This is a genomic window from Hyphomicrobium sp. MC1, assembly GCF_000253295.1.
Classification (GTDB): Bacteria; Pseudomonadota; Alphaproteobacteria; order Rhizobiales; family Hyphomicrobiaceae; genus Hyphomicrobium_B.
This window is the reverse complement of record NC_015717.1, coordinates 578,814-601,099: the sequence shown is the minus strand read 5'-3', so window position 1 is coordinate 601,099 and position 22,286 is coordinate 578,814. Positions and strand designations below refer to the sequence as shown.

The following is a 22,286-nucleotide window of genomic DNA, read 5'->3' as shown; positions in this document are numbered from 1 at the left end:
ATGGCGAGAAGCCTGCCCGAACAGGGTAAAAGTCGACCTAATATGCCGATGCTGCGGAAGTTTTATTGGCCGTTTGCGTTGAGCTGCGTGCCAATGTTGTTGAACGTGCTTTGAAGAGAGCCGGAAATCTGCGTCAGAGCAGCCGCCATGCAGATACTGATAATGCTGGCGATCAACGCATATTCGATAGCAGTCGCTCCGCTCTCATCAGCGATGAACCTGAGGGCTTTGTTTCGAAGCATAACCGATCCCATTTTCAGTTGCCTCCAGCCGAGTCTTTCCGAAAGCATCGCGCTGATTTCTTAAGATCAGGTGCTGGAAGCCCGGAGCAGATTGTTTCAACCGTCTTCACCAATGCCCATAAAATATGCGCTCGGAGCGATCCCCCGAGCGCATATCGAAACGCTTCGCTTTAGCGCAGCAATTAGTTGGTGTTGGCGCTGTTGAGCTGATCGGCGACGCCCGTGAACGTCGTCTGCAGAGCGCCACGAACCTGGCTCAGAGCGGCAATGATGCCGACAGCGACGATGGCTGCGATAAGGCCATATTCGATAGCCGTTGCGCCCGACTCGTCCTTCACGAAACGCGAAAACATGTTCATTCGTACTCTCCCAAACCAATCTTCAAGTAGTTGTCCGATCCATGTCCCCATTGGGTCTCCGCCCAAACTGGGAACTTTCGGAAACATAGTCCTGAAAAATTAAAACCGAGTAAAATAGGCGAATTTCGCCATAAATCTCCATTAATACACGATTATCCAAGTTAAACTCGACAGAACACAAGAAATAAAATCACGAAATCCACCCGAATAACCCGTTACTAATTCGAAAATTGGCGCCATAAAACGCCAATGGCACAAGTATTTATGAGTTAATACATGATTTATCGCATAATATACTAAAAGAACAAGAAGAAGGAATTCTGCCAGTTCCGCGCCGCGTCGAGGCCGCTGCGTCGGTGCATCTGGCAAGCCAGCGCCCTAACTCCAACAAGCACTGCCGGGTCTCGAGAGTCGATACGAACAAATTTATCGACTTGCAGAGCTTCGCTTTTGTGGGGCCGACCGTGTCTCATCCAGGCTTAGGCCGCTCTGAGACGGGCGTTTGCACATCCTTCACCAATTTCTGGGGTAATGGCGCAATTCGTCATGAACCCGGATTCCGTCGTATGCTGACAAACCCCAGAACAACCGCCGTCTCCTCCCAAGTGAGGAGCATTGTGCTGGGCATCGGCATCTCTCTTCTGTTTGCGATGCCGGCGACGGCCGCCGATCTGATCGTCCGCTATGATCAATCGCAGTTGCTTCGACTGCCGCGCCCCGCTTCCGAAATCATCGTCGGCAATCCGTCGATCGCGGACGTCGCTTTGCAGGACGGCAACCTGCTAGTCGTGACGGGTAAGACCTTCGGCATCACCAACATCATTGCGCTCGACACCGACCATAATATTATCCAGGACCAGCGCGTGATGGTCGAGCGCGACGACAACCGTATCGTCAATCTCCATAAAGGAAGCGAGCGCTTTACATATGCGTGCACGCCGAACTGCGAACCGACACTGACGATTGGCGATGAAAAGGACTTCTTCAAAGAAGTGGAGTCCGCAAACTCGTCGAAGATCAAATTCTCGTCCGGCACGTCGGACCAAGGCAACAGCGCCAACAACGCGCAATAGCGAACGGAAGCGGCACCTCGGCAACGCCTTCTTAACCGATAAAGAAAGAACACCTTTCGATAAATGCCGTCTTAATCTTCCGCAGTTTAGCTCTTCGCAAAACATGATCGCGACGCGGAGCTCCAACCCATGGCAGGCCTGGCAACGGCCAGACGACGGCTGTCTTTGAGATTTGCGAGCCTACGCCGCTTTAGTCTCGACGACCGGGGCGCAACCGCAGTCGAATTCGCCATCCTCCTTACGCCGTTCCTGATGTTCGTCTTCGCCCTGATCGGCTGCGCACTTTACTTCTTTGTTTCCAATACCCTCGAACGCGGCATGGATCAGACGAGCCGGCTGATCCGCACTGGCGAAGCCGTCACCGACAAGATGACCGTCGCCCAATTCAAGCAGACAATCTGCGATAGCGCCGGCGGTTGGATCAAATGCGACAAGCTGCAGGTCTGGGCCCAAAGCTGGACCGACTGGAGTGCCATTGGAACCACCAATCCGACGGACGACACTGGTTTCAACTCCAACGGAATACATCGCTGCGTCGATGCAAACAACACGGCGAGCGTGAACAATCGTAATCCGGGCGATCTCATCGCCACCTATACCGGTGGCGCCAGCAACGTCGTGGTCGTGACGACCTGCTACCAATGGGAATACGCATCAAAAATTCCGTTCCTCCATTTGGGCAACATGCAGGACGGAACGATGATGATCCAGTCGTCTACGGCATTCCGGACTGAGCCGTTTCCGGGAACGGGCAGCTGACATGCACAAGCTTTGGACATCCTCGCTGTCGGCAAAATTTCGCGTCTTTCGCACCGACGACGCGGGCGTCGCCGCGATCGAATTCGCTTTGCTCGTCCCACTGCTCCTGATGATGACGTTCGGCACGATCGAGCTGTCACGCGCCCTGATGATCCATAAGCGCTTTCAGCGTGCGACGGCGATGGTGGGCGACCTCGTCACGCGCGAAAAGCAGCTTTGGCCGGAAGACGAAGCCGACGCGAGCGTAACGACAACGGATGCCAAGAATACTCTTGCAGGCATCATGCAGTCCGTCGCGCACGCGATGGAACCCTACAGCATCACGCCGCTGTCGCTTCGTGTCTACCAAGTTTGGGCCAAACTCGATGACCCAACGCAAACGAAAATCGAATGGTCTTACCAGTATCCCACCGGCGTGACGTCGGGATGCGGAGATTCTAAGATCGTCGATCAAGGCGTGCTGGTCGGCAATGGACGCGCCGTCTTCATCGAGGCCACATACACATACACGCCCATCCTCTCGAACCTGCTTCCGAGTGTCATTCGGCAGTCCACATGGTCAGATACGATGGTCATGACGCCCCGCGATGTGCCCTCTGTCATGTTTCTGCCGGGCCTGAACAACAACAATACGTGGGATAATCCCTCGAAAGCTGCTTGCCAGTAACGTCTTCCAGCCCGTTTTGCGGCAAATAACAAAATTTTGTTCAGCGCTGGCCCATGCTCGTATTTGCAATATAATCAGCATGCTGATTTTATAAAACCCTGACACAGCATGTCTTTGCGGATCGCCAAAACATTCTATTCCATTGGGAAATAAACATAATTTCCCCGAAAGAAATTCACCTCTAGGATTTCAAACTCCGAGTTCTATATTTCCTTGTGCTGTTATAAACGTGAGTTAAAGTCGAGCTTACGAAAATGTAAACACTGTTTGGGGATCGTAGGAAACCTATGGGACGGAGATCCGTTCACTCGCCGGAAGAATTGAGACAGCTTATTCTTGACGCGTCTCAGACCATTGTAGAACGCAATGGAATTACAGGTCTTTCGGCTCGCGAAATTGCGCGAATGATTGGTTATTCGCCAGGCACGCTCTATAACATCTTCGAGAACCTCGACGATGTTTTGCTGACTCTCCAGGTTCAACTGATGGGCCGCACGGTCGAGCACCTGAAACGTGTGCCCCTCGGACAAGACGGTGAAAAAAACATCGAAGACTTGTCTTACGCCTACGTCGACTTCGCGCTGGTCAATCGGCGGATGTGGAACCTATTCCTGGCCCACAATCTCCCGGCAGGAAAAACAGTCCCGGCGCCCTTCCATGACTATACAAACAGCCTTGTTGAAGTCGTCAAAGGCGCGCTTGCCCAGGTCGCACCAAACCTGTCGACCGAAGATCTCGATACGACGGCGCGCTCTTTCTTGGCCGGCCTGAATGGCATCACGGCCTTCGCCGCCACCGAGAAGGGCGTCTACATCACTCCGGCAACGGCCCAGACTTACGCCAAGGATCTCACCTCGACGTTCCTCAAGGGCTTGCGCTGCCGCTCGGCGCACCAGTAACGGCGGCCGGGACCACGGCCGGAGCTGAAACCCCTGCAGGCGTCTGCGACGCGGGAAGAGGCGTAGCTGCCTCCCCTGCGCCGCCCTGAGCCTGCAGTGCCCCCGAATGATCTGCCGCCGCGCCCGTGCCACTCGCTGGCTGAGAGGTGGCCGGCTGGGCGGCGATTGATCCCGTCGTCATCCCTTCGCCCGCCTCCGGCTTGCGAGACGCGAAATGCGGCCCCTCGATAACGCCGAACCATTTGCCTGTCGGCAGCAACCGCTGCTCAAGGCCCGACCACATGTCGTGCGAACTGAGCCCATGAACGAACGTGCTCGTCTGCGGCGATAGCATGATCGCGAGCGCCGTCGCTGCCGCCATCCCCGCCGACGCATAGAGATGCCGGCGATCGAACAGCTTCAGCGCCGTCCCGAACGAAGACTTGATGCGGGTATCCATGACGTCGACCGAGTAGATCTCATCGAGCGTCAGATGCGTAATGTAGCCCACGAACATGAACGCCGCAGCCAGCCACGACACGCCCTCCGGCTTTCCCAGAAGATGGCGAAACACGATCGCCGTCGCCACCGCACAGAAAACAGCAGCCAGGATCGAGTGCCATATACCGCGATGAACGGCCATGCGATGGAAGATCGTATGCAGCCCGTACCGCACAAGCAGCAACGTCCCGAGCCAAAGTAGCCAAAGCTCCGCAATCGAATAATGTGTCGCGGCGTTAAACAGGACCGCGAAGGATGCAAAAATAGCGAGCCCGGCGAACATCGCGCGGCTTGGCCGCGAGTCCTTGAGGTCGATATCCGGCAACACCGATCCGAGCGCACCGGCCAATGTCACCGCCACGAGGTTTTGCGGCGCCACGACGTCGGCTGCGAGCGTCAGCGTGGCCAGCGCGCCGGAAACGACGGTGCCGATCGCAATGTGTGTCGTGAAATTCGCCATTGGGGTGCTCCAGCCCGCTCGCAGCCGAAATACCGGGCTGAGAGATTCGGCAGTCGATACTGCGACTATTGGAGCATCAGATTCTCGTCTTCCCGACGAGATGCCCGGCCGGCCCGCATGTGGATAAGCCGCCGCAGCCTTCATTCTTATGCCGCTCGGGCGACGAGCCCGGCTCTGCGGTAGCGCCCACCGATGGAATGTGCGACTAGGTCACGACATCAGCGAAACCAATGCTCACATGTTTACGAACAGCACCCCGACCAGCAAAAAAATCACGAAAGTTGCAGCCGCAAACATAGTCGTGGCTCTGGCGGTCATATGTCTGAAGTACGCCGCTTACGTCGTCTCCGGCTCCGTCGCGTTGTACTCAGACGCACTCGAAAGCATTGTCAACGTCATAACGGCGGTAGCCGCCTACGTCGCCATCTGGATGAGCGCGAAGCCGCCTGACTCGGACCATCCGTTCGGCCATTCCAAGGCTGAATTTCTTGCCGCGATGTTCGAAGGCGCGATGATTGCCGTCGCAGCCGTGCTGATCATGATCAAGGCTTACAACGGTCTCGTTGAAGGCGTGACGCTCAACCATTCCGTTTTGGGTCTTTCGATCAACAGCATCGCAACGGTCATCAACACGCTTTGGGCTTGGGCGATGATCAAATGGGGCACGCAATGGCGCTCTCCCGCGCTTGTTGCCGACGGCCATCATCTCTTCACCGACGTCATCACATCGGTCGGTGTAGTCATTGCGCTCATCCTGGCGCTGATGACGGGCTGGTACATTCTCGATCCGCTGATTGCGGCCGTGGTCGCGGTCAACATTCTGATGATGGGCTATCGCATCGCGACTGAATCGATGTCCCGCCTCATGGACGAAGCCGCGAGCCCTGAAATCGAGGCGCGTATTCGCGGCGCCATCGAAGCGAACGGCATCGGAGCGCTTCAGGCCCACGACATTCGCACCCGCCAGGCAGGACGAGCCTTGTTCATCGAGTTCCATCTCGTTGTGCCGGGCTCGATGACCGTCGATGACGCGCATGCGATCTGCGACCGGCTTGAAAATTCCATCGAGAAAAGCATCGAAGGCTCGGAAGTGGTGATCCACGTCGAGCCGGAATACAAAGCAAAACCGGAAGATTCCGGCGCGGTACCGCTTTAGATCTTTTTCGTCATTCTCGATCGAGCATCAGCGAAGATCGGGAATCCAGCCGTTAAACCACCCGGTCGCCCCAGAGGTCGTATTCGTCGGCCTCAATGATGTTCGCCTTGACGATATCGCCGGGCTTTACATCGCCATCACCGTTGAGAAACACGTTGCCGTCGATCTCCGGCGCATCCCACTTCGAGCGGCCAATAGCGCCGTCCTCGTCAACCTCGTCGATGATGACGTCGATCGTCGTGCCGACTTTGCCGCGAAGCAATTCGCCGCTGACCTCTTTCTGCGCTTCCATGAAGCGATGCCAGCGCTCTTCCTTCACTTCTTCCGGAACCGCGCCTTCAATCTCGTTCGCCTGAGCGCCTTCAACCGCTTCATACTTGAAACATCCGGCGCGGTTGATCTTCGCTTCCTTCAGCCAATCGAGCAGAAACGCGAAATCGTCTTCGGTCTCACCGGGAAAGCCGACGATGAACGTCGAGCGGATCGCAAGATCCGGACAAACGTCGCGCCAGCGCCGAATTCTCTCTGCCGTCTTCTCCTGCGAGGCCGGACGCCGCATCTTCTTCAAGACAGCCGGAGACGCATGCTGAAACGGAATGTCGAGGTAAGGCAAAATCTTGCCCTCGGCCATCAGCGGAATGACGTCATCGACGTGCGGATAAGGATAGACGTAGTGCATCCGAACCCACGCACCGAGATCGCCCAGCGCACGCGACAGGTCGAGGAAGCGCGCCTTGAGCTGACCGCCCTTCCACGCACTCTCTTGATATTTAAGATCGAGGCCGTACGCGCTGGTGTCCTGGCTGATGACGAGCAGCTCTTTCACGCCCGCATTCACCAGCCGCTCCGCTTCCGTCATCACGTGGTTCGCGGGGCGGCTCGCAAGATCGCCGCGCAACGATGGAATGATGCAGAACGTGCAGCGGTTGTTGCAGCCTTCCGAAATCTTCAGATACGCGTAGTGGCGCGGCGTCAGCCGCAAACCTTCCGGCGGCACGAGATCGACATAAGGATCGTGCAGCGGAGGCACCGCGTCGTGAACGGCTTCGACGACCTGCTCGTATTGATGCGGCCCCGTTACCGCCAGCACGCCCGGATGCGCCTCGCGAATGCGCCCTTCTTCGACGCCGAAGCACCCTGTCACGATCACCCGGCCATTGCCGTTCATCGCTTCGCCGATAGCGTCGAGGCTCTCCTGCTTGGCGGAATCCAGAAAACCGCAGGTATTGACGACGACAACGTCGGCGCCGGAATACTCGCGCGCGATCGCATAGCCTTCCGAACGCAGCTTGGTAATAATGCGCTCGCTATCGACCAGCGCCTTCGGACAACCGAGCGACACGAAGCCGACCTTGGGCGTGCGCGCTTGCTCAGCCGTCGCGCCATGCGCCAGCCGCCGCACCTTCGCACTTGCCTTCGCCTTGATCTTTAGAGAGGGTCTCGCCATCTTCGGGCTTCTAGCCTCGGGACTTCCGAAGCGCAATCGCGACACTGTGGCAACCAGTTGAAGATACCCCCGTGACCGATCTCAAGACCGCTGAAACGCCTCAAAAATCCGACGCCCCGAAGACCAATCCTCGGGCCGCTGCAAGGGCTTGGCTCGAAGCCGGACGCCCCGTCGCCATTGCGACTGTCATCGACACCTGGGGATCGGCCCCCGTCCGCGCCGGCGGACAAATGGTTATCGCCGGCGAAGATGAGTTCCAGGGCTCGGTGTCGGGCGGGTGCGTCGAAGCCGACGTCATCGCCGCCGGAATGGACGTTATCGAGAGCGGCAAACCCGACACGCTGAGCTTCGGGATCGCCGACGAGACAGCCTGGCGCGCAGGCCTGGCATGTGGAGGTAAGATCCGCGTCCACGTCAGCAAGCTCGATCCGAAAACCGATCTCGACTTTCTGAAAAAACTCGACAGTGCCGCCGCCGCCCGCGAGCCCGTCGTCGTGATGACGCGCCTCGCCGACGGCGCGAGGCAAATCTATGACGGCACAAGCACAACTGATCCCGCCATCGCCGAAGCCATCCGCCGAGCCCATAGCGGCGTCGACAAAAGCGGTGAAACGTTTCTCCATGCCCTGACACCGCCGCCGCGCATCGTCATCGTCGGCGCGACCCACATCGGCCAACACTTGGCGACGATGGCGACCGCCTCCGGCTACGACGTGAAGGTGATCGACCCGCGCACGGCATTCGCGAACGCAACACGGTTCGACCCATCGCAGCTCATCGCGGGCTGGCCGGAGGATCGTTTTAGAAAGCTCACCGCCGATCCGTTTTCCGCCGTCGTCACGCTCACTCACGTCGACCACATCGACGACGAAGCCCTGTCCATCGCCTTGAAATCGCCGTGCCGCTACATCGGCGCGCTCGGCTCGCGCAGAACGCACGCCAAACGCGTCGACCGCCTGAAGGCCGCTGGCTTCACCGATGCCGACATCGCGCGCATCCACGCTCCCGTCGGCCTCAACATCGAAGCCGAAACGCCGGGCGAAATCGCAACCTCGATCCTGGCACAGATCATCTCAGCGTTCCGCAAAGCACCTGACGCGTGACCGTCTCGGCTGTCATCCTAGCCGCCGGACGCTCATCCCGCTTCGAAGATGGCCATAAGCTGTTGGTTGAAATCGACGGCATTCCCGTTGTCCGCCACGTTTGCCAGGCGCTGGCAGCATCCGATGTTGCCGACATCGTGCTGGTGACATCAGAAGCGAATGGCGCCGTGGCAAAGGCAGCCGGACCAGGGCGCTGGCGCGTTGCCGAAAATCCTGACGCTCGCGATGGCCTCTCGACGTCGCTACGCGCCGGCCTGAAAAGCATCTCGCAAGACGTTGACGGCCTGCTCGTTGCGCTGGCCGACATGCCCGCCATTTCGACGGAGCTGGTGAATGCGCTTGTTTCGGCGTTCCGATCCAACCCGGCAGCCATCGTCTTTCCCGTCGCGAGCGACGGCCGCCGGGGGCACCCGATCCTCTGGCCCAAATCGCTCTTTCCAGAACTCATGACCGTCACGGGCGATAGCGGCGGCAGGGCGATCCTCACCTCGCATCAAGCACTTTGGCGACCTGTGCCGTGCGACGACGAAGGGGCCTTTGCCGACATCGACACCCGAGCCGACCTTGAGGCTTTCAAAGCCCGCGATCAGGCGATGCGCCGCAAGTGATTGTCGAACGCGATGTCCTGTAGCGCGCGCTCTGAAATCGTGCTCGCCTGCGCCGTCTCGTAGCGAATGACGCCGAAGCCCGACGATACCGCGAAATCCCGCGCGCCTTCCGACGCAAGACCGCAAACGTCCTTCAGATCGCTACGCCCAATGATGGTTGCGGTCGCGGTATCGACGTAAAGCACGTGTCCGGCCTTCGGCGCACTCGCCGCAATGAAGCGTCCGTCGTTGCTCACTGCCATTGCGCCGATATAGCCCTTGAGATCATCTCCGCCTTTGCCTTGCGGTTCGAGCAGCTTGAATGGCCGATCGAGCCCGGCGCTGCCAACGATCTGCGGCGGCGTCTCGCTCGGGCTGCCTTCCCATTGGCCGCCGAACCAGACAACGCCGTTCGCATCCTGCGTCACATGCCGGATCGACAGCGACTGCACGTCGCCCGTCATCTCATGTTTCGATAAAAGCTTGCCGCTTTCCGCATCGACGAACGCCAGCGACGGCTGCATCGAATCGACGTTGAGATTTTCGCGTCCCGCCTCGGGTGTCGTATCGAGACCGCCGTTTCCGCACGCGATCGTCTTACCGTCAGCCAGCAGCATGATCTCGTGCGGCCCCATGCCGAACGTCGAGTGCTCGCCGATCTTCTTGAAGCTGCGGGCCACATCATAAATGCCGATCACGCCCATGCCCGTCGCAATGTCGTTCTCGGACGCGTAAAGCAATCGCCCGTCCTGCGAGAACGAGCCATGCCCGAAGTAGTGGCGTCCTTCGCCCGGCGTGAACACATGCGGTGGCGTTGCGTTGTTGAGTTCGAAAGAAACCGCGAACGCGCCAGGTCGCCGAGCAAACACCACGACTCGCCCCGACGTCTGGTCGACAGCAATGTCGTGTCCACGGGCCGATAGCGGCACTTCGCGCAAGATCGCCCCATCAGCGCTGAGCAGCAGAATGCCGAACGAACCGTCAGCAAGGCGCGCTGCCGTAACGTAAGCCGCGCTTGTTCCCGCTGCCGCGAATTCCGGTCGAAGTGCCGTCGCGCCGACGAACGCCAGCGTGCCGACCAGCATCTGCCTGCGATCAATCGCCATCGAGTTCATTGAAACCTACCGTCAGTTTGGCCGCGACCGACAACCTGTTCGCGACCATATTGCGCAATCCATTCGTGCGATCGAACACTTCCCGAAGCGTCGGCGCATCCTCTCGCTTCGCGTGGGGCATATGCCCGCCGACGCCGTCGCTAGATTCGAGCGTGCGCCATGTCCCCACTACCCAATCCTTCATCCAGAGACGATCGGGCGGCAACCAGCTTTCAAGATTGAGAACATCGTAAAGTTGATGCAGCGACGCGACGCTCGTCGCGTAATAAGCCTTCTGCAATCCCGATTTGTCGTAGGGCGGCGTTAGCCGAACCTTGGCATCGATCTGCGGCTTCACCTGCAGATCGGCCGTCAACCCTAAGCCGACGATCAACGCCTTGACGACTTCGACGGCCGCCTCGCTATCGCTTTTATACGTGTCGTTCGCGGGGCCTGGATGCAGCATCTTATCGGCCCAGCCGTTTGGCTTCTCCCAGCCCTCGGCCACTTCCGTCGCGAGGCTTGCGACATTGACAGCAATCGCATGCGCCACAAGGCACCGGTAACGCGCGGCATCACCCGGCCCCAGCGGCACATTCTTATCGTGCATCAGCGCTTCGAGCGCCGGAAGCCCCTGCACAGCCGCGCTCTGTTTGCGAATGGCGCCCGGCTGCGCAATCGTTTCATCCTTGTTCAAAAGCAACAGCCGCATCTGCCGGGCAACGAACCCGCGCGGATCCGGCCAGAATGAAATCTGCTCGCGCCGCCCCTTTTCGAGCATCGGCCCGAAGCGCAGAAAATCGACACCCGCATAGGCGATAACGGCCTTGTCGAAGCGCTCTTGGAGCGCTTTTTCGGCTTCCGGCGAGCCCGTCTTGCAAACATCTTCGACGGCTTCCGGCAACGGCGCCGTCGCAGCCTTCAGCCCATCGATGTGCGGGATGATGTATTGTTCGATTGCAGCCTTCACCATGCCCGCATGGCTCAGCGGTTCAGGAGGCAGATCGGCGCTGACCGCCTCCGTCGCAAATGCCAAAAACGCCAGCACCGCGATCATGACTTTTCGTACCATCATAGCCCATTCACATAATCGACCAGTCGCTTCTTGTCGTCGACCATCAAGGCCTCAAAAAGATTACGGCTGTGTTCCGCTTCTCCACCGTGCCGCTTGATCGCGTCTTCAACCGTTGCAGCCGAACCGTCGTGAAGATAGCGCCGGTCTTCGGGCCGCAAACGGCCATTGATTAACGGCGCCGTCCGCCATTCGAACGATTTCACGCCCGGCTCTCCGACATGGTCATCGAGCCCTGGACCCATATCGTGAAGCAAAAGATCGGTGAAGGCCGGAATTTGCCGCCCGTCCCGCGCCGTGAGCGCCGGGACATGGCATGCCGCACATCCCGTCGAAGTAAATAGCGCCAAAGCCTCAGTCACGGGCCGGGCGCGAAGCGATTTCAGATAACTTGCGACGACACCGATCATCGGCGACGAAAGCTCGCGCCCCTCGAACGCCGGACTTTCGCCGTTCGGCGCGGACAGACAGGCCGTCTCAGCCGTCGTGCAGTCGCCATACGGCAACGGAAACAGCGGGCTCGACAGCCCGATATCGAACGCGAACGCATGCGCGATCTGCTCGTCGATCGAAACGTGCGCCGCTTTCCAGCCATAACGGCCGACGCCGTGCGGCGTGACGTTGGCGCGGCCTTTGACGGGCCCACCGCTCTTCGCGTTGGCGGCGGCGCGCTTTACGATCTCTTCGTCCGACACGTCGTCGAACGCGGCCTTGCCGAACAACTGCGGAGCAAGACGAACGCCCGCATGCACGCCCTCCCCCAGCGGCGGCCCATTCAGGTTGTAACTAAGGTGCGGTAGAAATCGTGCGCTGCCCTCGGATTTCAATCCGGGGATCGCGTTGGTTTGCAGTTCAAGACCATAATAAGAATCTGTGGCGCCGTCGGCGGTGCCGAAGCGAACGACTGCGCCAGCGATGTCCGGTTTGCCATCATCGCGCACGACCACATGCGCACCGTCCGCGCGGGCATGACAGCCCGTGCATGACCGCGACACAAACAGCGGCCCAAGACCATCCGTTCCGTTCGTCGAAGACGGCGCCGGAATCCACTGCCGGTCGAACAGCGCTTTGCCGACGGCAGCATCGAGCGGATCGGCGCAACCGGCATCAGGCAGCAACATTCCGGCGAACAATGCCAGCACCGACAGGGCCTGCAACCGCCGCGTCATACGACCTCGATGTACCCCATCATGCCCGTCTCTTGATGTTCGAGGATATGGCAATGGAACATCCATTTTCCCGGAAGGCCCGCAACCAATCCGACCTGGATGCGCTCGTTCGGGATCAGCAGCACCGTATCGCAACGGAAGCGCGGAAGCTTCCGTTTACTTGAATTCAACACTTCAAATGTGTGGCCATGGATATGGATCGGATGCGACCGCGGCGTCGTATTATCGAGTTCGAATATATAGCTTTGCCCAGATTTCAGCACCGCAAGCGGCGGCCCGAGATCGCGATGATCCTGCCCTGGCCACGCGCGCTTGTTGATCGCCCAGAACGTCCGCTTCGTCAGACAGAGCGGCCCAAGCTCGATGCCGGGACCGGCGCCGATATCCGCGATGGACTGTCCTGTCGGCGTCGCTGAAAACTCGAATGGAACGATTTGCGCGTTCGCTTCGTCGAGTTTCGGAAACGGCATCACCTTGAGCGGCGTCGGCTCGAACGCGTCCGAGCGTTTCGGCGGGCCTTCCGATTTGAACTCGGCAAGCACGAACGGTTCTTTCGCGAAGTAATCATAGAGTTTGATCGACCCGCCGGGCGCTGCCGTACGCAACAGAATATCGACGCGCATCGCCGTGCCGAGACGCCACGATTCGAACGTCATCGGCGGCAGACCGTTGCCATCGATGGCGATGATCGCAGCTTCCGCGTCCTCAAATCCGATCTCGGAAATGCGCATCGGATCGAGGTTGTAAAACCGGATACGAACATTCGCCGACGATGGGACCGTGATCACCGGCGACGTCGCACCATTGACGGACCGGATCGTTCCGGGCGTCCCGCCTTTGGCTGCACCCTCGTCCGTCGAGAACGGAAGAAATTTGCCGTCGGGTCCGATGCGCCAGTCTTTGGCAAGCAGCACGTATTCCGCATCCGCCGGCTCTATCTCGTCACCTTCGACGATCAGTGCGCCAACCAATCCGCGCCCGAAGTGCTCCACCGAATTGCAGTGCGTGTGAAAGAAGAACGAGCCCGTGTCGGGCGGCACGAATGCATACCGTCCCTCGCCGCCCGGCGGTATCGGCTGCTGTGTCAGATACGGAACGCCATCTTCCGCGTTCGGAATTCGAAGCCCGTGCCAATGGATCGAGGCGACCTCGCCGTTGCGCGGCAGATGGTTTCGGAAAACCGTATCGAGCCGCTCGCCGAGCTTAACCCGCACGATCGGAAACGTCGGGCCGGCTTCAAACGTCCAGAGCGGCAGCGTCTTGCCGCCGAAACATGGTAATGCCGTCGGCCGCTCTGCGAGATCGAGCGCAAGCGACTTAACGCCGTGCGCGATCGGCTTGGCGATGACTTCTTTTGCCTGAACCTTACGCCCGGGGGCGACAAACCCCACCCCCGCGCTAGCGGTGAAGGCTGCGGCTCCGAGCATGAGGTCGCGACGCGTTACCATGCGTGCACCCTTTCAGCTCGCAGCCGCTGCGCTTTGACCGAAATCACCTTACTTCGCCTTGGCGACCTTATCGGGATCGTCGAGACTATCCGACCCTTCGATCTTCACTTTGAGGCCAAGCGCCGCAACGACCGCCTCGATAGCGCGCGCCTGCGCAACGAGCGCATCGACGGCATCCAGGATCATCTTGTTTCCGGTCTCGTTCCCGGCCGCCAGCATCTGGTCGTAAGCCATTTCGCCGGAGTCGGCCTTGGTCTTGATCGCCTTGATCTTCTCCAGCGTCACCGCCATCGCATCATCGACACGCTTTGCGGCATCCGGCGCCTTATCGCGAGCAAGCTCGGCGATGCTCGGCCCACTGACCGGCGTCACGCCGTCGTACTTGCCGCTCCAGATCTCCATCATGCCGACCTGATCGTAGTAATGGCTGTTATGCGTGTTGTCGGAGAAGCAATCGTGCTCTTCCTCCGGATCATGCAGCAGAACGCCAAGCTTCATGCGCTCGCCTGCAAGCTCTCCGTACGACAGCGAACCAAGACCCGTGAGGATCGTCGAGAGCTGTGCATTGTCGTTCTGCTCCGCAAGCGCCTTGCGAGCTTTGCCGTCCGTCTTCCAGTCATCGACCATCTCGGCAAGATCATCGACCAACAGACCCGAAGCGGCTTTCAGGTAATCGCGGCGGCGGTCGCAATTACCATGCGTGCAGTTCTTGAGGTCGTAATCGCTTGCCGGACGCTCGCCTGCACCCGGTCCTGTGCCGTGCAGATCCTGTCCCCAGAGCAGGAACTCGATCGCGTGATATCCGGTACCGACGTTCGCTTCGACATCGAGCGCGCTGTTGAGCTTCGCGATGACCGTCTTGTCGATCTTGCTGGCGTCGAGCATTTTCGGCCCGAGGCGGATTTTCTTGTTGGCGATGACATTGGCCGTGTAGAGCGGATTTTCTTCCTTCGTATCGCCGTAGCTCGCTTCGTCGACATAATCGATGAGGCCTTCATCGAGCGGCCACGAGTTCACCTCGCCCTCCCAATCGTCGACGATCTTATTGCCGAAGCGGAAGCCCTCAGTCTGCATGTAGGGAACGCGCGAAGCTTTCCAGGCCGTGCGCGCGGCCGCCAGCGTCTCGGCGTTCGGGGACGCTAAAAACGCGTCAATCGACTTGTCGAGATCCTTGGCTTTCGCCAGCGCATCGCCATACATTGCCTCGGCCATGTCGCCGTAGTTTTTCATGATGTCTTTGGTGGCAGGCGGAGCCGCGAGCGCCGGTCCACAGCTGACGGCCAGAGCAACGGCCGATACGGCCGCAAATCGAGTTGCGCAGGTCCACAAATTTGCTTTCTTCGACATCACAGATCTCCCGCAGCTTGCTGTCCTCTGCGATCCGCAACACTCGAACGGATTCGCCCAGCCCCATTATTGACCTCGATGGTATAGAAAGCCGGCGCAATTAAGTGTCAAGTGAACTCAGGTCAGTTCGGCCACTTGCCACCCTGACAAGAATTTGAAACAAGCAGGGGTAGGAATTCTTCCGTCGCGATCGCGCGGTCCAGGTAATTCGAATATGCGCTTGACGAAGCAAACCGGCCACGCGATCCGCATTCTGATCGATTGTGCGCAGGCAAAAGACCAGCTTGTGAAAGTTGCTGACGTCTCAGACCGTCTGGGCGTCACGAAGCAGAATGTCTTCAAGATCGTCCACATTTTGTCGCACGCCGGATTTCTGACCGCCGTAAGAGGTCCCAACGGCGGCGTCCGCCTTGCCCGCCCGGCTACCCAAATCCGTGTCGGCGACGTGGTCCGCGCCATCGAAGTGACGCGCGTTCAAGTCGAGGGCGGGAATTCCGACCAGCCCAGCGAAGCCGACCCCGGCAACATCAACGCCATGTTCGACGACGCGCTGACAGCATTCATCTCTGTCCTCGATCAGCACACGCTTGCGGAGCTCGCGGTCAAGTCGCCGATCGGATTCACCGAAACCGAACCGAACGGATCGAGCGATTCGGACCACAAATTGCGTAGCAAGAAGCCGGCAGCACGCGGCACGCGGCGCACCTGAATTGCTGACTAGCTTATGGCGCCCTTCAAGATTACTCCAACGGGCATGACCCGTGAGAACGCTCGCCTAAGTTTTGCAGCCCTTTGCGCTGTCGCCCTTCTTTTGTTCGCTCTATTGTCGATCTGGGCGACCGGGCCACTTCGCGATTTAATTTTCTTCGGCTGTGGATTGTTTGCTGCCATTGCCGCGTTATTTGCATGGCCACGCGTTACGCTCGATCAAAAAGCGAGTGACATGACAGGCATTGGCTCAAGCTCAGATAAGAATTTGACTTGGATCGATCTCGCCGCCGCGATGCCCGATCCCGCGATCGTGCTCGATGAAGCCTCCGTCATCCTTAATTATAACGCTGCCGCCCGCGGCCTGTTCGACCGCCTTCGCCAAGGCGTCCCGCTCGAGCACGTCAACCGCGATCCCGAGTTGATCTCAGCCGTTTCCAACGCACTTCAGAACGGCGAGAAAGGCACCGCACATCTCGTTCCGCGCGGCGGTGCCGGTCAGCGTCTCATCGCCACTGTTGCCCCCCTCGGCGCCGCGGTAGAACGCCCGCCGATTGCCGCGCTAATTACAATCCATGATGAATCCGAGCAGCATCGCCTGCTTGAGATGCGCACGGACTTTATCGCCAACGCCAGCCACGAACTTAGAACACCGCTGGCATCCGTGCGCGGCTTCATCGAAACCCTGCAAGGCCCGGCGCGAAATGACGAAAAAGCCCGAGAACGCTTCCTCGCCATCATGGCCGATCAGGCCGAACGCATGACGCGCCTGATCGACGATCTGCTGCTGCTCAGCCGCGTCGAGGAAAAGGCCAACCTGAAGCCGGAAGGCCGCGTTGACGTCAACGATCTCATCGAAGACGTCACCCGCTCTTTGATGCCTTTTGCAGAAGAACGGCACATCACAATCGAGGTCGAACCATCAGCCGGCCCGCTGATTGCGATGGGCGATCGCGATGAGTTGTTCCAGGTCTTTCACAACCTCGTTGAAAATGCCGTCAAATACGGCAAAGAAGGCGGCTCCGTAAAAGTTTCCCTACTGAAGAAAAACAGTGCGCGAGACGAAAAATTTCCCGCACGCGCTCACGTCTCGATCACGGATAACGGTCCAGGCATCGCGCCTGAGCATTTGCCCCGCCTCACCGAGCGCTTCTACCGCGTTAGCGCCGAACATAGCCGCCGCATCGGCGGCACAGGTCTCGGCCTCGCGATCGTCAAGCACGTGCTGAACCGGCACGAAGCCGAGCTTTCCGTCCAATCGGTGGTCGGCCAGGGCACCACTTTCAACGTCTCTCTGCCCGCCTACAAATAAATATAATAAAATCATATAACTAGACTGTCACAATTCCATAGCTTGAACTCGCTAGAACGAGTCCCGCGTTGGATGACAGTGTTATGACTGCCGCTGAAAGCCAGTTGGCCTAGTCCGAACAACCTAATCTTGCGCGGCGCGCGCCTTGGGGGAGGGCCGCAGACGCTTCCTAAAATTGTTCTCTCAGGGAGCATCTTTGCAGGATCCGTCGGAAGAAACCCGATCACCGCATCTGAAAGAGACGACTACGGACGATTTCCACGGCTTAGAAAACAATCCGTTAACGTTTCACAAAGGCGTGAACTAACTGGACTAGAGAGTGCTTGCCGGCTCGCCCGGCAGATGGAGTGGCGAGGCCTCAAGCCCCCGTTCAACAAGGAGACCACGAGTGAAACAGTCTTTTATGGCGCTTATTGCGGCGTTTGCGGCGACAGCCGCTGCGACCGCCCCCGTCAAAGCCGACAACATTTCCGGCGCGGGTGCCACGTTCCCGTATCCGATCTACGCAAAGTGGGCTGACGCCTACAAGAAAGAGACCGGCGTCGGCTTGAACTATCAGTCGATTGGCTCCGGCGGCGGCATCAAGCAGATCGAAGCCAACACCGTCACGTTCGGCGCTTCGGACAAGCCGCTCAAGGGTGAAGAACTCGAGAAGAACGGCCTCGTCCAGTTCCCGACCGTCATGGGCGGCATCGTTCCGGTTGCTAACCTCGATGGCATCAAGCCGGGCGAAATCGTTCTCGATGGCCCGACCATCGCCAAGATCTACCTCGGCGAAATCAAGACCTGGGACGACCCGGCCATCAAGAAGCTGAACCCGGACGTGAAGCTTCCGTCGGATGCCATCGCTGTTGTCTTCCGCTCGGACGGATCGGGCACGACGTTCGTTTGGACGAACTACCTCTCGAAGGTCAGCCCTGAGTTCAAGGAAAACGTTGGCTCGAACACGTCGGTCCAGTTTCCGGTCGGCATCGGCGCGAAGGGCAACGAAGGCGTCGCCAACAACGTGATGCAGACGAAGGGCGCTATCGGCTACGTCGAATACGCCTACGCCAAGCAGAACAAGCTGACGTACACGAAGATGATCAACAAGGACGGCAAGACCGTTGCTCCGGTCATCACCGCCTTCCAGGCCGCGGCGTCTAACGCTGACTGGGCTTCGGCTCCGGGCATGGGCGTTATCCTGACGGACCAGCCGGGTGCAGAATCGTGGCCGATCACGAACCCGACCTTCATCCTGATGCACAAGAAGTCGAAGGATGCTGCTGCCGCCAAGGAAGCCCTCAAGTTCTTCGAATGGGCTTACGCCAACGGCGACAAGTCTGCGGAAGACCTTGACTACGTTCCGCTTCCGGACAACGTCGTTGCGATGATCAAGAAGAGCTGGGCTGACATTGTCGGCGACGACAACAAACCGGTTCTTTCGAACTAAGCGTTCGCTAGGCCGAGAGACGCCCGCTTTCGGGTGCCTCTCGGCTGCGCAAAAAAATGATGTCCTTATCCTGGTGCGGAGCGGAAACTTGACCTTCATGACAGACGCCAACACGCAAGCGATGGCTGCGGCGGCAGCCAGACGCAAAGTACTTGAAGGTCTAAAAACGACGGACACGATGTTCCGCGTGCTAACCAAATCTTCCGCTTATTTCGTACTGATCCTCCTGAGCGCGATTTTCGTATCGCTCGTCCTCGGAGGCTCGCTCGCATTCCAGACCTTCGGCCTCAGCTTTCTCACCACCGAAGTCTGGAACCCTGTCACCGAGAAATTCGGCGCACTGGCCCCGATCTACGGCACCATCGTGACGTCGGCGATCGCCATGCTGGTCGCTGTTCCCATAGCCATCGGCATCGCAGTATTTCTGACCGAGCTTTGCCCGATGTCCCTCCGCCGTCCGATCGGCATCGCGATCGAATTGCTCGCGGGCATTCCGAGCATCATCTACGGCATTTGGGGCTTGTTCTATTTCGCTCCTACTCTGCAGCGCTATGTCCAGCCCGAACTGATCGCCTTCTTCAAACCGATCCCGATCCTCAACGGCCTGTTCGCCGGTCCGCCATATGGCATCGGCATTCTGACCTCTGCCCTCATCCTGGCGATGATGGTGCTTCCCTTCATTACTGCGGTCTGCCGCGACGTTTTTGAGACCGTCCCGGCGGTGCTGAAAGAAGCCGCCTACGGCTTGGGATGGACCACCCGCGAAGTCGTGAAAAACGTCGTCATTCCCTATACCCGCGTCGGCATCATCGGCGGCGTCATGCTCGGCCTCGGCCGCGCGCTCGGCGAGACGATGGCGGTCACCTTCGTCATCGGCAACGCGCACCGAATTTCGGAATCGATTCTGGCGCCGGGCACCACAATCTCTGCCACGATCGCCAACGAATTCACCGAAGCGGTCGGCGACATATACACATCGTCGCTCATCGCTCTCGGCCTCATCCTCTTCTTCATAACCTTTGTCGTCCTGGCTCTCGCGCGCCTCATGCTGATGCGTATCGAGAAAAAGGCGGGAGCATAAACATGGCCTTGGATATGGCAAAATACCGCCGTCGGCGCGTGCGAAGCACGATCACCGTCGGCCTGTGCTGGGCGGCATCCGCGCTCGGCCTAACGATCCTGGCCGTCATCCTCGCGACGCTGCTGTTCAAAGGCTTCGCGGGCTTGAACTTCAAGGTCTTTACGGAAATGACGCCACCGCCCGGCAGCGACGGCGGCCTTCTGAACGCCATCGCCGGCAGCTTCGTGATGTCCTTCATCGGCGTCGCGGTCGGCACGCCAATCGGCATCCTCGCCGGCACGTATCTGGCGGAGTATGGCCGTTACAGCAAAGTCTCGTCGGTGATCCGCTTCATCAACGACATTCTGCTCAGCGCCCCTTCGATCGTGACGGGCCTCTTCGTCTACGAGATCCTCGTCCGCACGATGGGCCACTTCTCGGCCATCGCTGGTGCCGCGGCCCTGGCGGTACTTGTCATCCCGACGGTCGTTCGCACGACTGAAAACATGCTGCTGCTGGTTCCGAACCAGCTTCGCGAAGCCTCTTCAGCGCTCGGCATGCCCCAGTCGCTCGTCATCCGTAAGGTGGCTTACAAGGCGGCCCGCGCCGGCATGATCACGGGCGTGCTGCTTGCTATCGCTCGCGTCAGCGGCGAAACCGCTCCGCTTCTGTTCACCGCTCTTAACAACCAGTTCTGGAGCACCGATCTTAATGCTCCGATGGCAAGCTTGCCGGTCGTTATTTTCCAGTATGCCTTGAGCCCTTACGAGGACTGGCAGCGCCTCGCCTGGACCGGCGCACTGTTAATCACCGCAGCGGTGCTCACGCTTAGTATCGCCGCTCGTTACCTGGGTACTTCGAGGACATCCAAATGAACGTAATGTCAAAAGACGTCGACACCGGCCTGACCGAGAAAATTTCGGTCCAGGACCTGAAGTTCTACTACGGATCGACTCTGGCACTCAAAGGCATCTCGTTGCCGCTTTACGAGCGGCAGGTGACAGCCTTCATCGGACCTTCGGGTTGCGGCAAGTCTACGCTCCTGCGTGTTTTGAACCGCATGTACGATCTTTATCCCGGCCAGCACGCCGAAGGTAAGATCATGTTCGACGGTGAAAACATCCTCGACATGAAGGACCTGAACCTGCTGCGCTCGCGCATCGGCATGGTGTTCCAGAAGCCGACGCCGTTCCCGATGACGATCTATGAAAATATCGCGTTCGGTCTTCGCCTTTATGAGCGCCTGCCGAAATCCGAAGTCGACGCCCGCGTCGAAAGCGCCCTCGAAAAGGCAGCGCTCTGGAAGGAAGTAAAAGACAAGCTGCACGCCAGCGGCCTGTCGTTATCCGGCGGTCAGCAGCAACGTCTGTGCATCGCCCGCACAGTTGCGATCCGCCCGGAAGTCATCCTGTTCGACGAGCCCTGCTCCGCTCTCGATCCGATTTCGACCGCTAAGGTCGAAGAGCTGATCGACGAGTTGAAGAACGAATTCACGATCGCCATCGTGACCCACAACATGCAGCAGGCAGTCCGCGTCTCGCAGAATACTGCTTTCATGTACCTCGGCGATCTCGTCGAATTCGGCGACACCAAAAAGCTTTTCACAAACCCAACGGATAGTCGCACGCAAGACTACATCACCGGCCGCTTCGGCTAGAGATGACGTTGAGGCCAAACCGGATTTCAGGATTACGACGATGAACGAACATACCGTGAAGTCATACGAGGAAGAGTTGAAGCTCCTCGACCGCCGCATCGCGCAGATGGGCGGCTATGCCGAAAAGCTTCTCGTTCAGGCGATGGACTCGCTCGAACGCCGCGACCCTAAGCTCGCCGAGAAAGCCGTTTCCGACGATGTCATGGTCGACCAGCTCGAACGCGAGCTGCAGGACCAGGTCATTCTGATGATTGCCCGCCGCCAGCCGGTCGCCAACGACCTGCGCCACATCATGACAGTCATCAAGATTGCGGGCGACCTTGAGCGTATCGGCGACCTTGCCAAGAACATCGCCAAGCGCGCTCTCACCATTGCAGGGGAAGCCTATCCCAAGCCGCTGATGACCGGCATGCGCCACATGACCGAGATGGTGCAGCAGCAGCTCAAGGACGTTCTTGATGCGCTGACGACGCTCGATGCCGAGAAGGCGATGGAAGTCTGGCGCAACGACCAGCAGGTCGACGCTATGTATAACTCGCTGTTCCGCGAACTCCTGACGTACATGATGGAAGATCCGCGCAACATCGGTATCTGCACGCACTTCCTCTTTGGCGCCAAGAATATCGAGCGCATTGGCGACCACACGACAAACATCGCCGAGAACGTCTACTACCTCGTGCACGGCGTACCGATCGCCGACGATCGGCCGAAGGGCGACAAGACCTCTTCGACACTGATTACGCCGCGCCAATGAC

Annotated in this window: 23 protein-coding genes; 14 read left to right on the top strand and 9 right to left on the bottom strand. The window is 58.9% G+C overall.

Annotation, left to right across the window (positions count from 1 at the left end; translation table 11 throughout):
* Positions 1 to 62: 62 nt before the first annotated feature.
* Both HYPMC_RS02775 and HYPMC_RS02770 read right to left on the bottom strand, forming a co-directional pair.
* Positions 63 to 254, bottom strand: a complete 192-nt coding sequence (locus HYPMC_RS02775) for a Flp family type IVb pilin (protein WP_013946255.1) — start codon at positions 252 to 254, stop codon at positions 63 to 65.
* A gap of 170 nt (positions 255 to 424) precedes the next feature.
* On the bottom strand, positions 425 to 601 hold the full coding sequence (locus tag HYPMC_RS02770) for a Flp family type IVb pilin (RefSeq protein WP_024275351.1): 177 nt from the start codon (positions 599 to 601) through the stop codon (positions 425 to 427).
* 617 nt (positions 602 to 1,218) lie between these two features.
* On the opposite strand from HYPMC_RS02770, the gene HYPMC_RS02765 reads away from it, so the two are divergent.
* The 4 genes from HYPMC_RS02765 (at position 1,219) to HYPMC_RS02750 (ending at position 3,999) form a co-directional block, all read left to right on the top strand.
* A complete protein-coding gene (locus tag HYPMC_RS02765; protein ID WP_024275350.1) occupies positions 1,219 to 1,674 on the top strand; it encodes a pilus assembly protein N-terminal domain-containing protein in 456 nt (151 codons plus the stop codon).
* 129 nt (positions 1,675 to 1,803) lie between these two features.
* On the top strand, positions 1,804 to 2,433 hold the full coding sequence (locus HYPMC_RS02760) for a TadE/TadG family type IV pilus assembly protein (protein ID WP_013946252.1): 630 nt from the start codon (positions 1,804 to 1,806) through the stop codon (positions 2,431 to 2,433).
* 1 nt (position 2,434) lies between these two features.
* Complete coding sequence (locus HYPMC_RS02755) at positions 2,435 to 3,100, top strand: TadE/TadG family type IV pilus assembly protein (protein ID WP_013946251.1); 666 nt, start codon at positions 2,435 to 2,437, stop codon at positions 3,098 to 3,100.
* Between the two features lie 287 nt (positions 3,101 to 3,387).
* Positions 3,388 to 3,999, top strand: coding sequence for a TetR/AcrR family transcriptional regulator (locus HYPMC_RS02750; protein WP_013946250.1), 612 nt, complete (start codon positions 3,388 to 3,390; stop codon positions 3,997 to 3,999).
* Here the strand turns inward: HYPMC_RS02750 and HYPMC_RS02745 are convergent.
* Positions 3,965 to 4,939 (bottom strand): metal-dependent hydrolase, encoded by a 975-nt coding sequence (locus tag HYPMC_RS02745; RefSeq protein ID WP_013946249.1) that lies wholly within the window; start codon positions 4,937 to 4,939, stop codon positions 3,965 to 3,967. The genes HYPMC_RS02750 and HYPMC_RS02745 overlap by 35 nt on opposite strands.
* A gap of 238 nt (positions 4,940 to 5,177) precedes the next feature.
* Here HYPMC_RS02745 and HYPMC_RS02740 point away from each other — a divergent pair, with 238 nt between their 5' ends.
* Positions 5,178 to 6,095, top strand: coding sequence for a cation diffusion facilitator family transporter (locus HYPMC_RS02740; RefSeq protein ID WP_013946248.1), 918 nt, complete (start codon positions 5,178 to 5,180; stop codon positions 6,093 to 6,095).
* Positions 6,096 to 6,147: 52 nt separating this feature from the next.
* Here HYPMC_RS02740 and rimO read toward each other — a convergent pair whose 3' ends face one another.
* Positions 6,148 to 7,542, bottom strand: a complete 1,395-nt coding sequence (rimO, locus tag HYPMC_RS02735; protein ID WP_013946247.1) for a 30S ribosomal protein S12 methylthiotransferase RimO — start codon at positions 7,540 to 7,542, stop codon at positions 6,148 to 6,150.
* A 71-nt stretch (positions 7,543 to 7,613) separates the two neighbouring features.
* Between rimO and HYPMC_RS02730 the strand changes: the two genes are divergently transcribed.
* Positions 7,614 to 8,645: an XdhC family protein gene (locus tag HYPMC_RS02730; RefSeq protein ID WP_013946246.1), complete on the top strand. Its 1,032-nt coding sequence runs from the start codon at positions 7,614 to 7,616 to the stop codon at positions 8,643 to 8,645.
* The gene (locus tag HYPMC_RS02725) at positions 8,642 to 9,253 is read left to right on the top strand and encodes an NTP transferase domain-containing protein (protein ID WP_013946245.1); all 612 of its coding nucleotides are present in this window, start codon (positions 8,642 to 8,644) and stop codon (positions 9,251 to 9,253) included. Before HYPMC_RS02730 ends, HYPMC_RS02725 begins: the two co-directional genes overlap by 4 nt.
* On the opposite strand, the gene HYPMC_RS02720 is transcribed toward HYPMC_RS02725, so the two are convergent.
* Genes HYPMC_RS02720 through HYPMC_RS02700 form a run of 5 tightly spaced genes read right to left on the bottom strand, consistent with a single transcriptional unit; the run spans position 9,232 to position 15,362 of the window.
* On the bottom strand, positions 9,232 to 10,347 hold the full coding sequence (locus tag HYPMC_RS02720) for a DUF1513 domain-containing protein (RefSeq protein ID WP_013946244.1): 1,116 nt from the start codon (positions 10,345 to 10,347) through the stop codon (positions 9,232 to 9,234). The genes HYPMC_RS02725 and HYPMC_RS02720 overlap by 22 nt on opposite strands.
* Positions 10,328 to 11,401 carry an imelysin family protein gene (locus tag HYPMC_RS02715; RefSeq protein WP_013946243.1) on the bottom strand — a complete coding sequence of 358 codons (1,074 nt, stop codon included), beginning with the start codon at positions 11,399 to 11,401 and terminating at the stop codon, positions 10,328 to 10,330. The genes HYPMC_RS02720 and HYPMC_RS02715 overlap by 20 nt, the downstream gene beginning before the upstream one ends.
* Positions 11,398 to 12,567: a di-heme oxidoredictase family protein gene (locus HYPMC_RS02710; protein ID WP_013946242.1), complete on the bottom strand. Its 1,170-nt coding sequence runs from the start codon at positions 12,565 to 12,567 to the stop codon at positions 11,398 to 11,400. The genes HYPMC_RS02715 and HYPMC_RS02710 overlap by 4 nt, the downstream gene beginning before the upstream one ends.
* Complete coding sequence (locus HYPMC_RS02705; protein ID WP_013946241.1) at positions 12,564 to 14,015, bottom strand: multicopper oxidase family protein; 1,452 nt, start codon at positions 14,013 to 14,015, stop codon at positions 12,564 to 12,566. Before HYPMC_RS02705 ends, HYPMC_RS02710 begins: the two co-directional genes overlap by 4 nt.
* 48 nt (positions 14,016 to 14,063) lie before the next feature.
* Positions 14,064 to 15,362: an imelysin family protein gene (locus HYPMC_RS02700; protein WP_013946240.1), complete on the bottom strand. Its 1,299-nt coding sequence runs from the start codon at positions 15,360 to 15,362 to the stop codon at positions 14,064 to 14,066.
* 214 nt (positions 15,363 to 15,576) lie between these two features.
* Between HYPMC_RS02700 and HYPMC_RS02695 the strand changes: the two genes are divergently transcribed.
* From HYPMC_RS02695 to phoU, 7 genes are all read left to right on the top strand, one after another.
* Positions 15,577 to 16,071, top strand: a complete 495-nt coding sequence (locus HYPMC_RS02695; protein WP_013946239.1) for an Rrf2 family transcriptional regulator — start codon at positions 15,577 to 15,579, stop codon at positions 16,069 to 16,071.
* A 234-nt stretch (positions 16,072 to 16,305) separates the two neighbouring features.
* Positions 16,306 to 17,382: an ATP-binding protein gene (locus HYPMC_RS02690; RefSeq protein ID WP_244420965.1), complete on the top strand. Its 1,077-nt coding sequence runs from the start codon at positions 16,306 to 16,308 to the stop codon at positions 17,380 to 17,382.
* A 403-nt stretch (positions 17,383 to 17,785) separates the two neighbouring features.
* Positions 17,786 to 18,814 carry a phosphate ABC transporter substrate-binding protein PstS gene (gene pstS, locus HYPMC_RS02685; RefSeq protein ID WP_029670825.1) on the top strand — a complete coding sequence of 343 codons (1,029 nt, stop codon included), beginning with the start codon at positions 17,786 to 17,788 and terminating at the stop codon, positions 18,812 to 18,814.
* A 97-nt stretch (positions 18,815 to 18,911) separates the two neighbouring features.
* Positions 18,912 to 19,895: a phosphate ABC transporter permease subunit PstC gene (pstC, locus tag HYPMC_RS02680; RefSeq protein ID WP_024275342.1), complete on the top strand. Its 984-nt coding sequence runs from the start codon at positions 18,912 to 18,914 to the stop codon at positions 19,893 to 19,895.
* Between the two features lie 2 nt (positions 19,896 to 19,897).
* Complete coding sequence (pstA, locus tag HYPMC_RS02675; protein WP_013946234.1) at positions 19,898 to 20,749, top strand: phosphate ABC transporter permease PstA; 852 nt, start codon at positions 19,898 to 19,900, stop codon at positions 20,747 to 20,749.
* The gene (gene pstB, locus HYPMC_RS02670; protein WP_013946233.1) at positions 20,746 to 21,531 is read left to right on the top strand and encodes a phosphate ABC transporter ATP-binding protein PstB; all 786 of its coding nucleotides are present in this window, start codon (positions 20,746 to 20,748) and stop codon (positions 21,529 to 21,531) included. The genes pstA and pstB overlap by 4 nt, the downstream gene beginning before the upstream one ends.
* Before the next feature lie 40 nt (positions 21,532 to 21,571).
* The gene (gene phoU, locus HYPMC_RS02665) at positions 21,572 to 22,285 is read left to right on the top strand and encodes a phosphate signaling complex protein PhoU (RefSeq protein ID WP_013946232.1); all 714 of its coding nucleotides are present in this window, start codon (positions 21,572 to 21,574) and stop codon (positions 22,283 to 22,285) included.
* The last annotated feature ends 1 nt before the right edge of the window (position 22,286 follow it).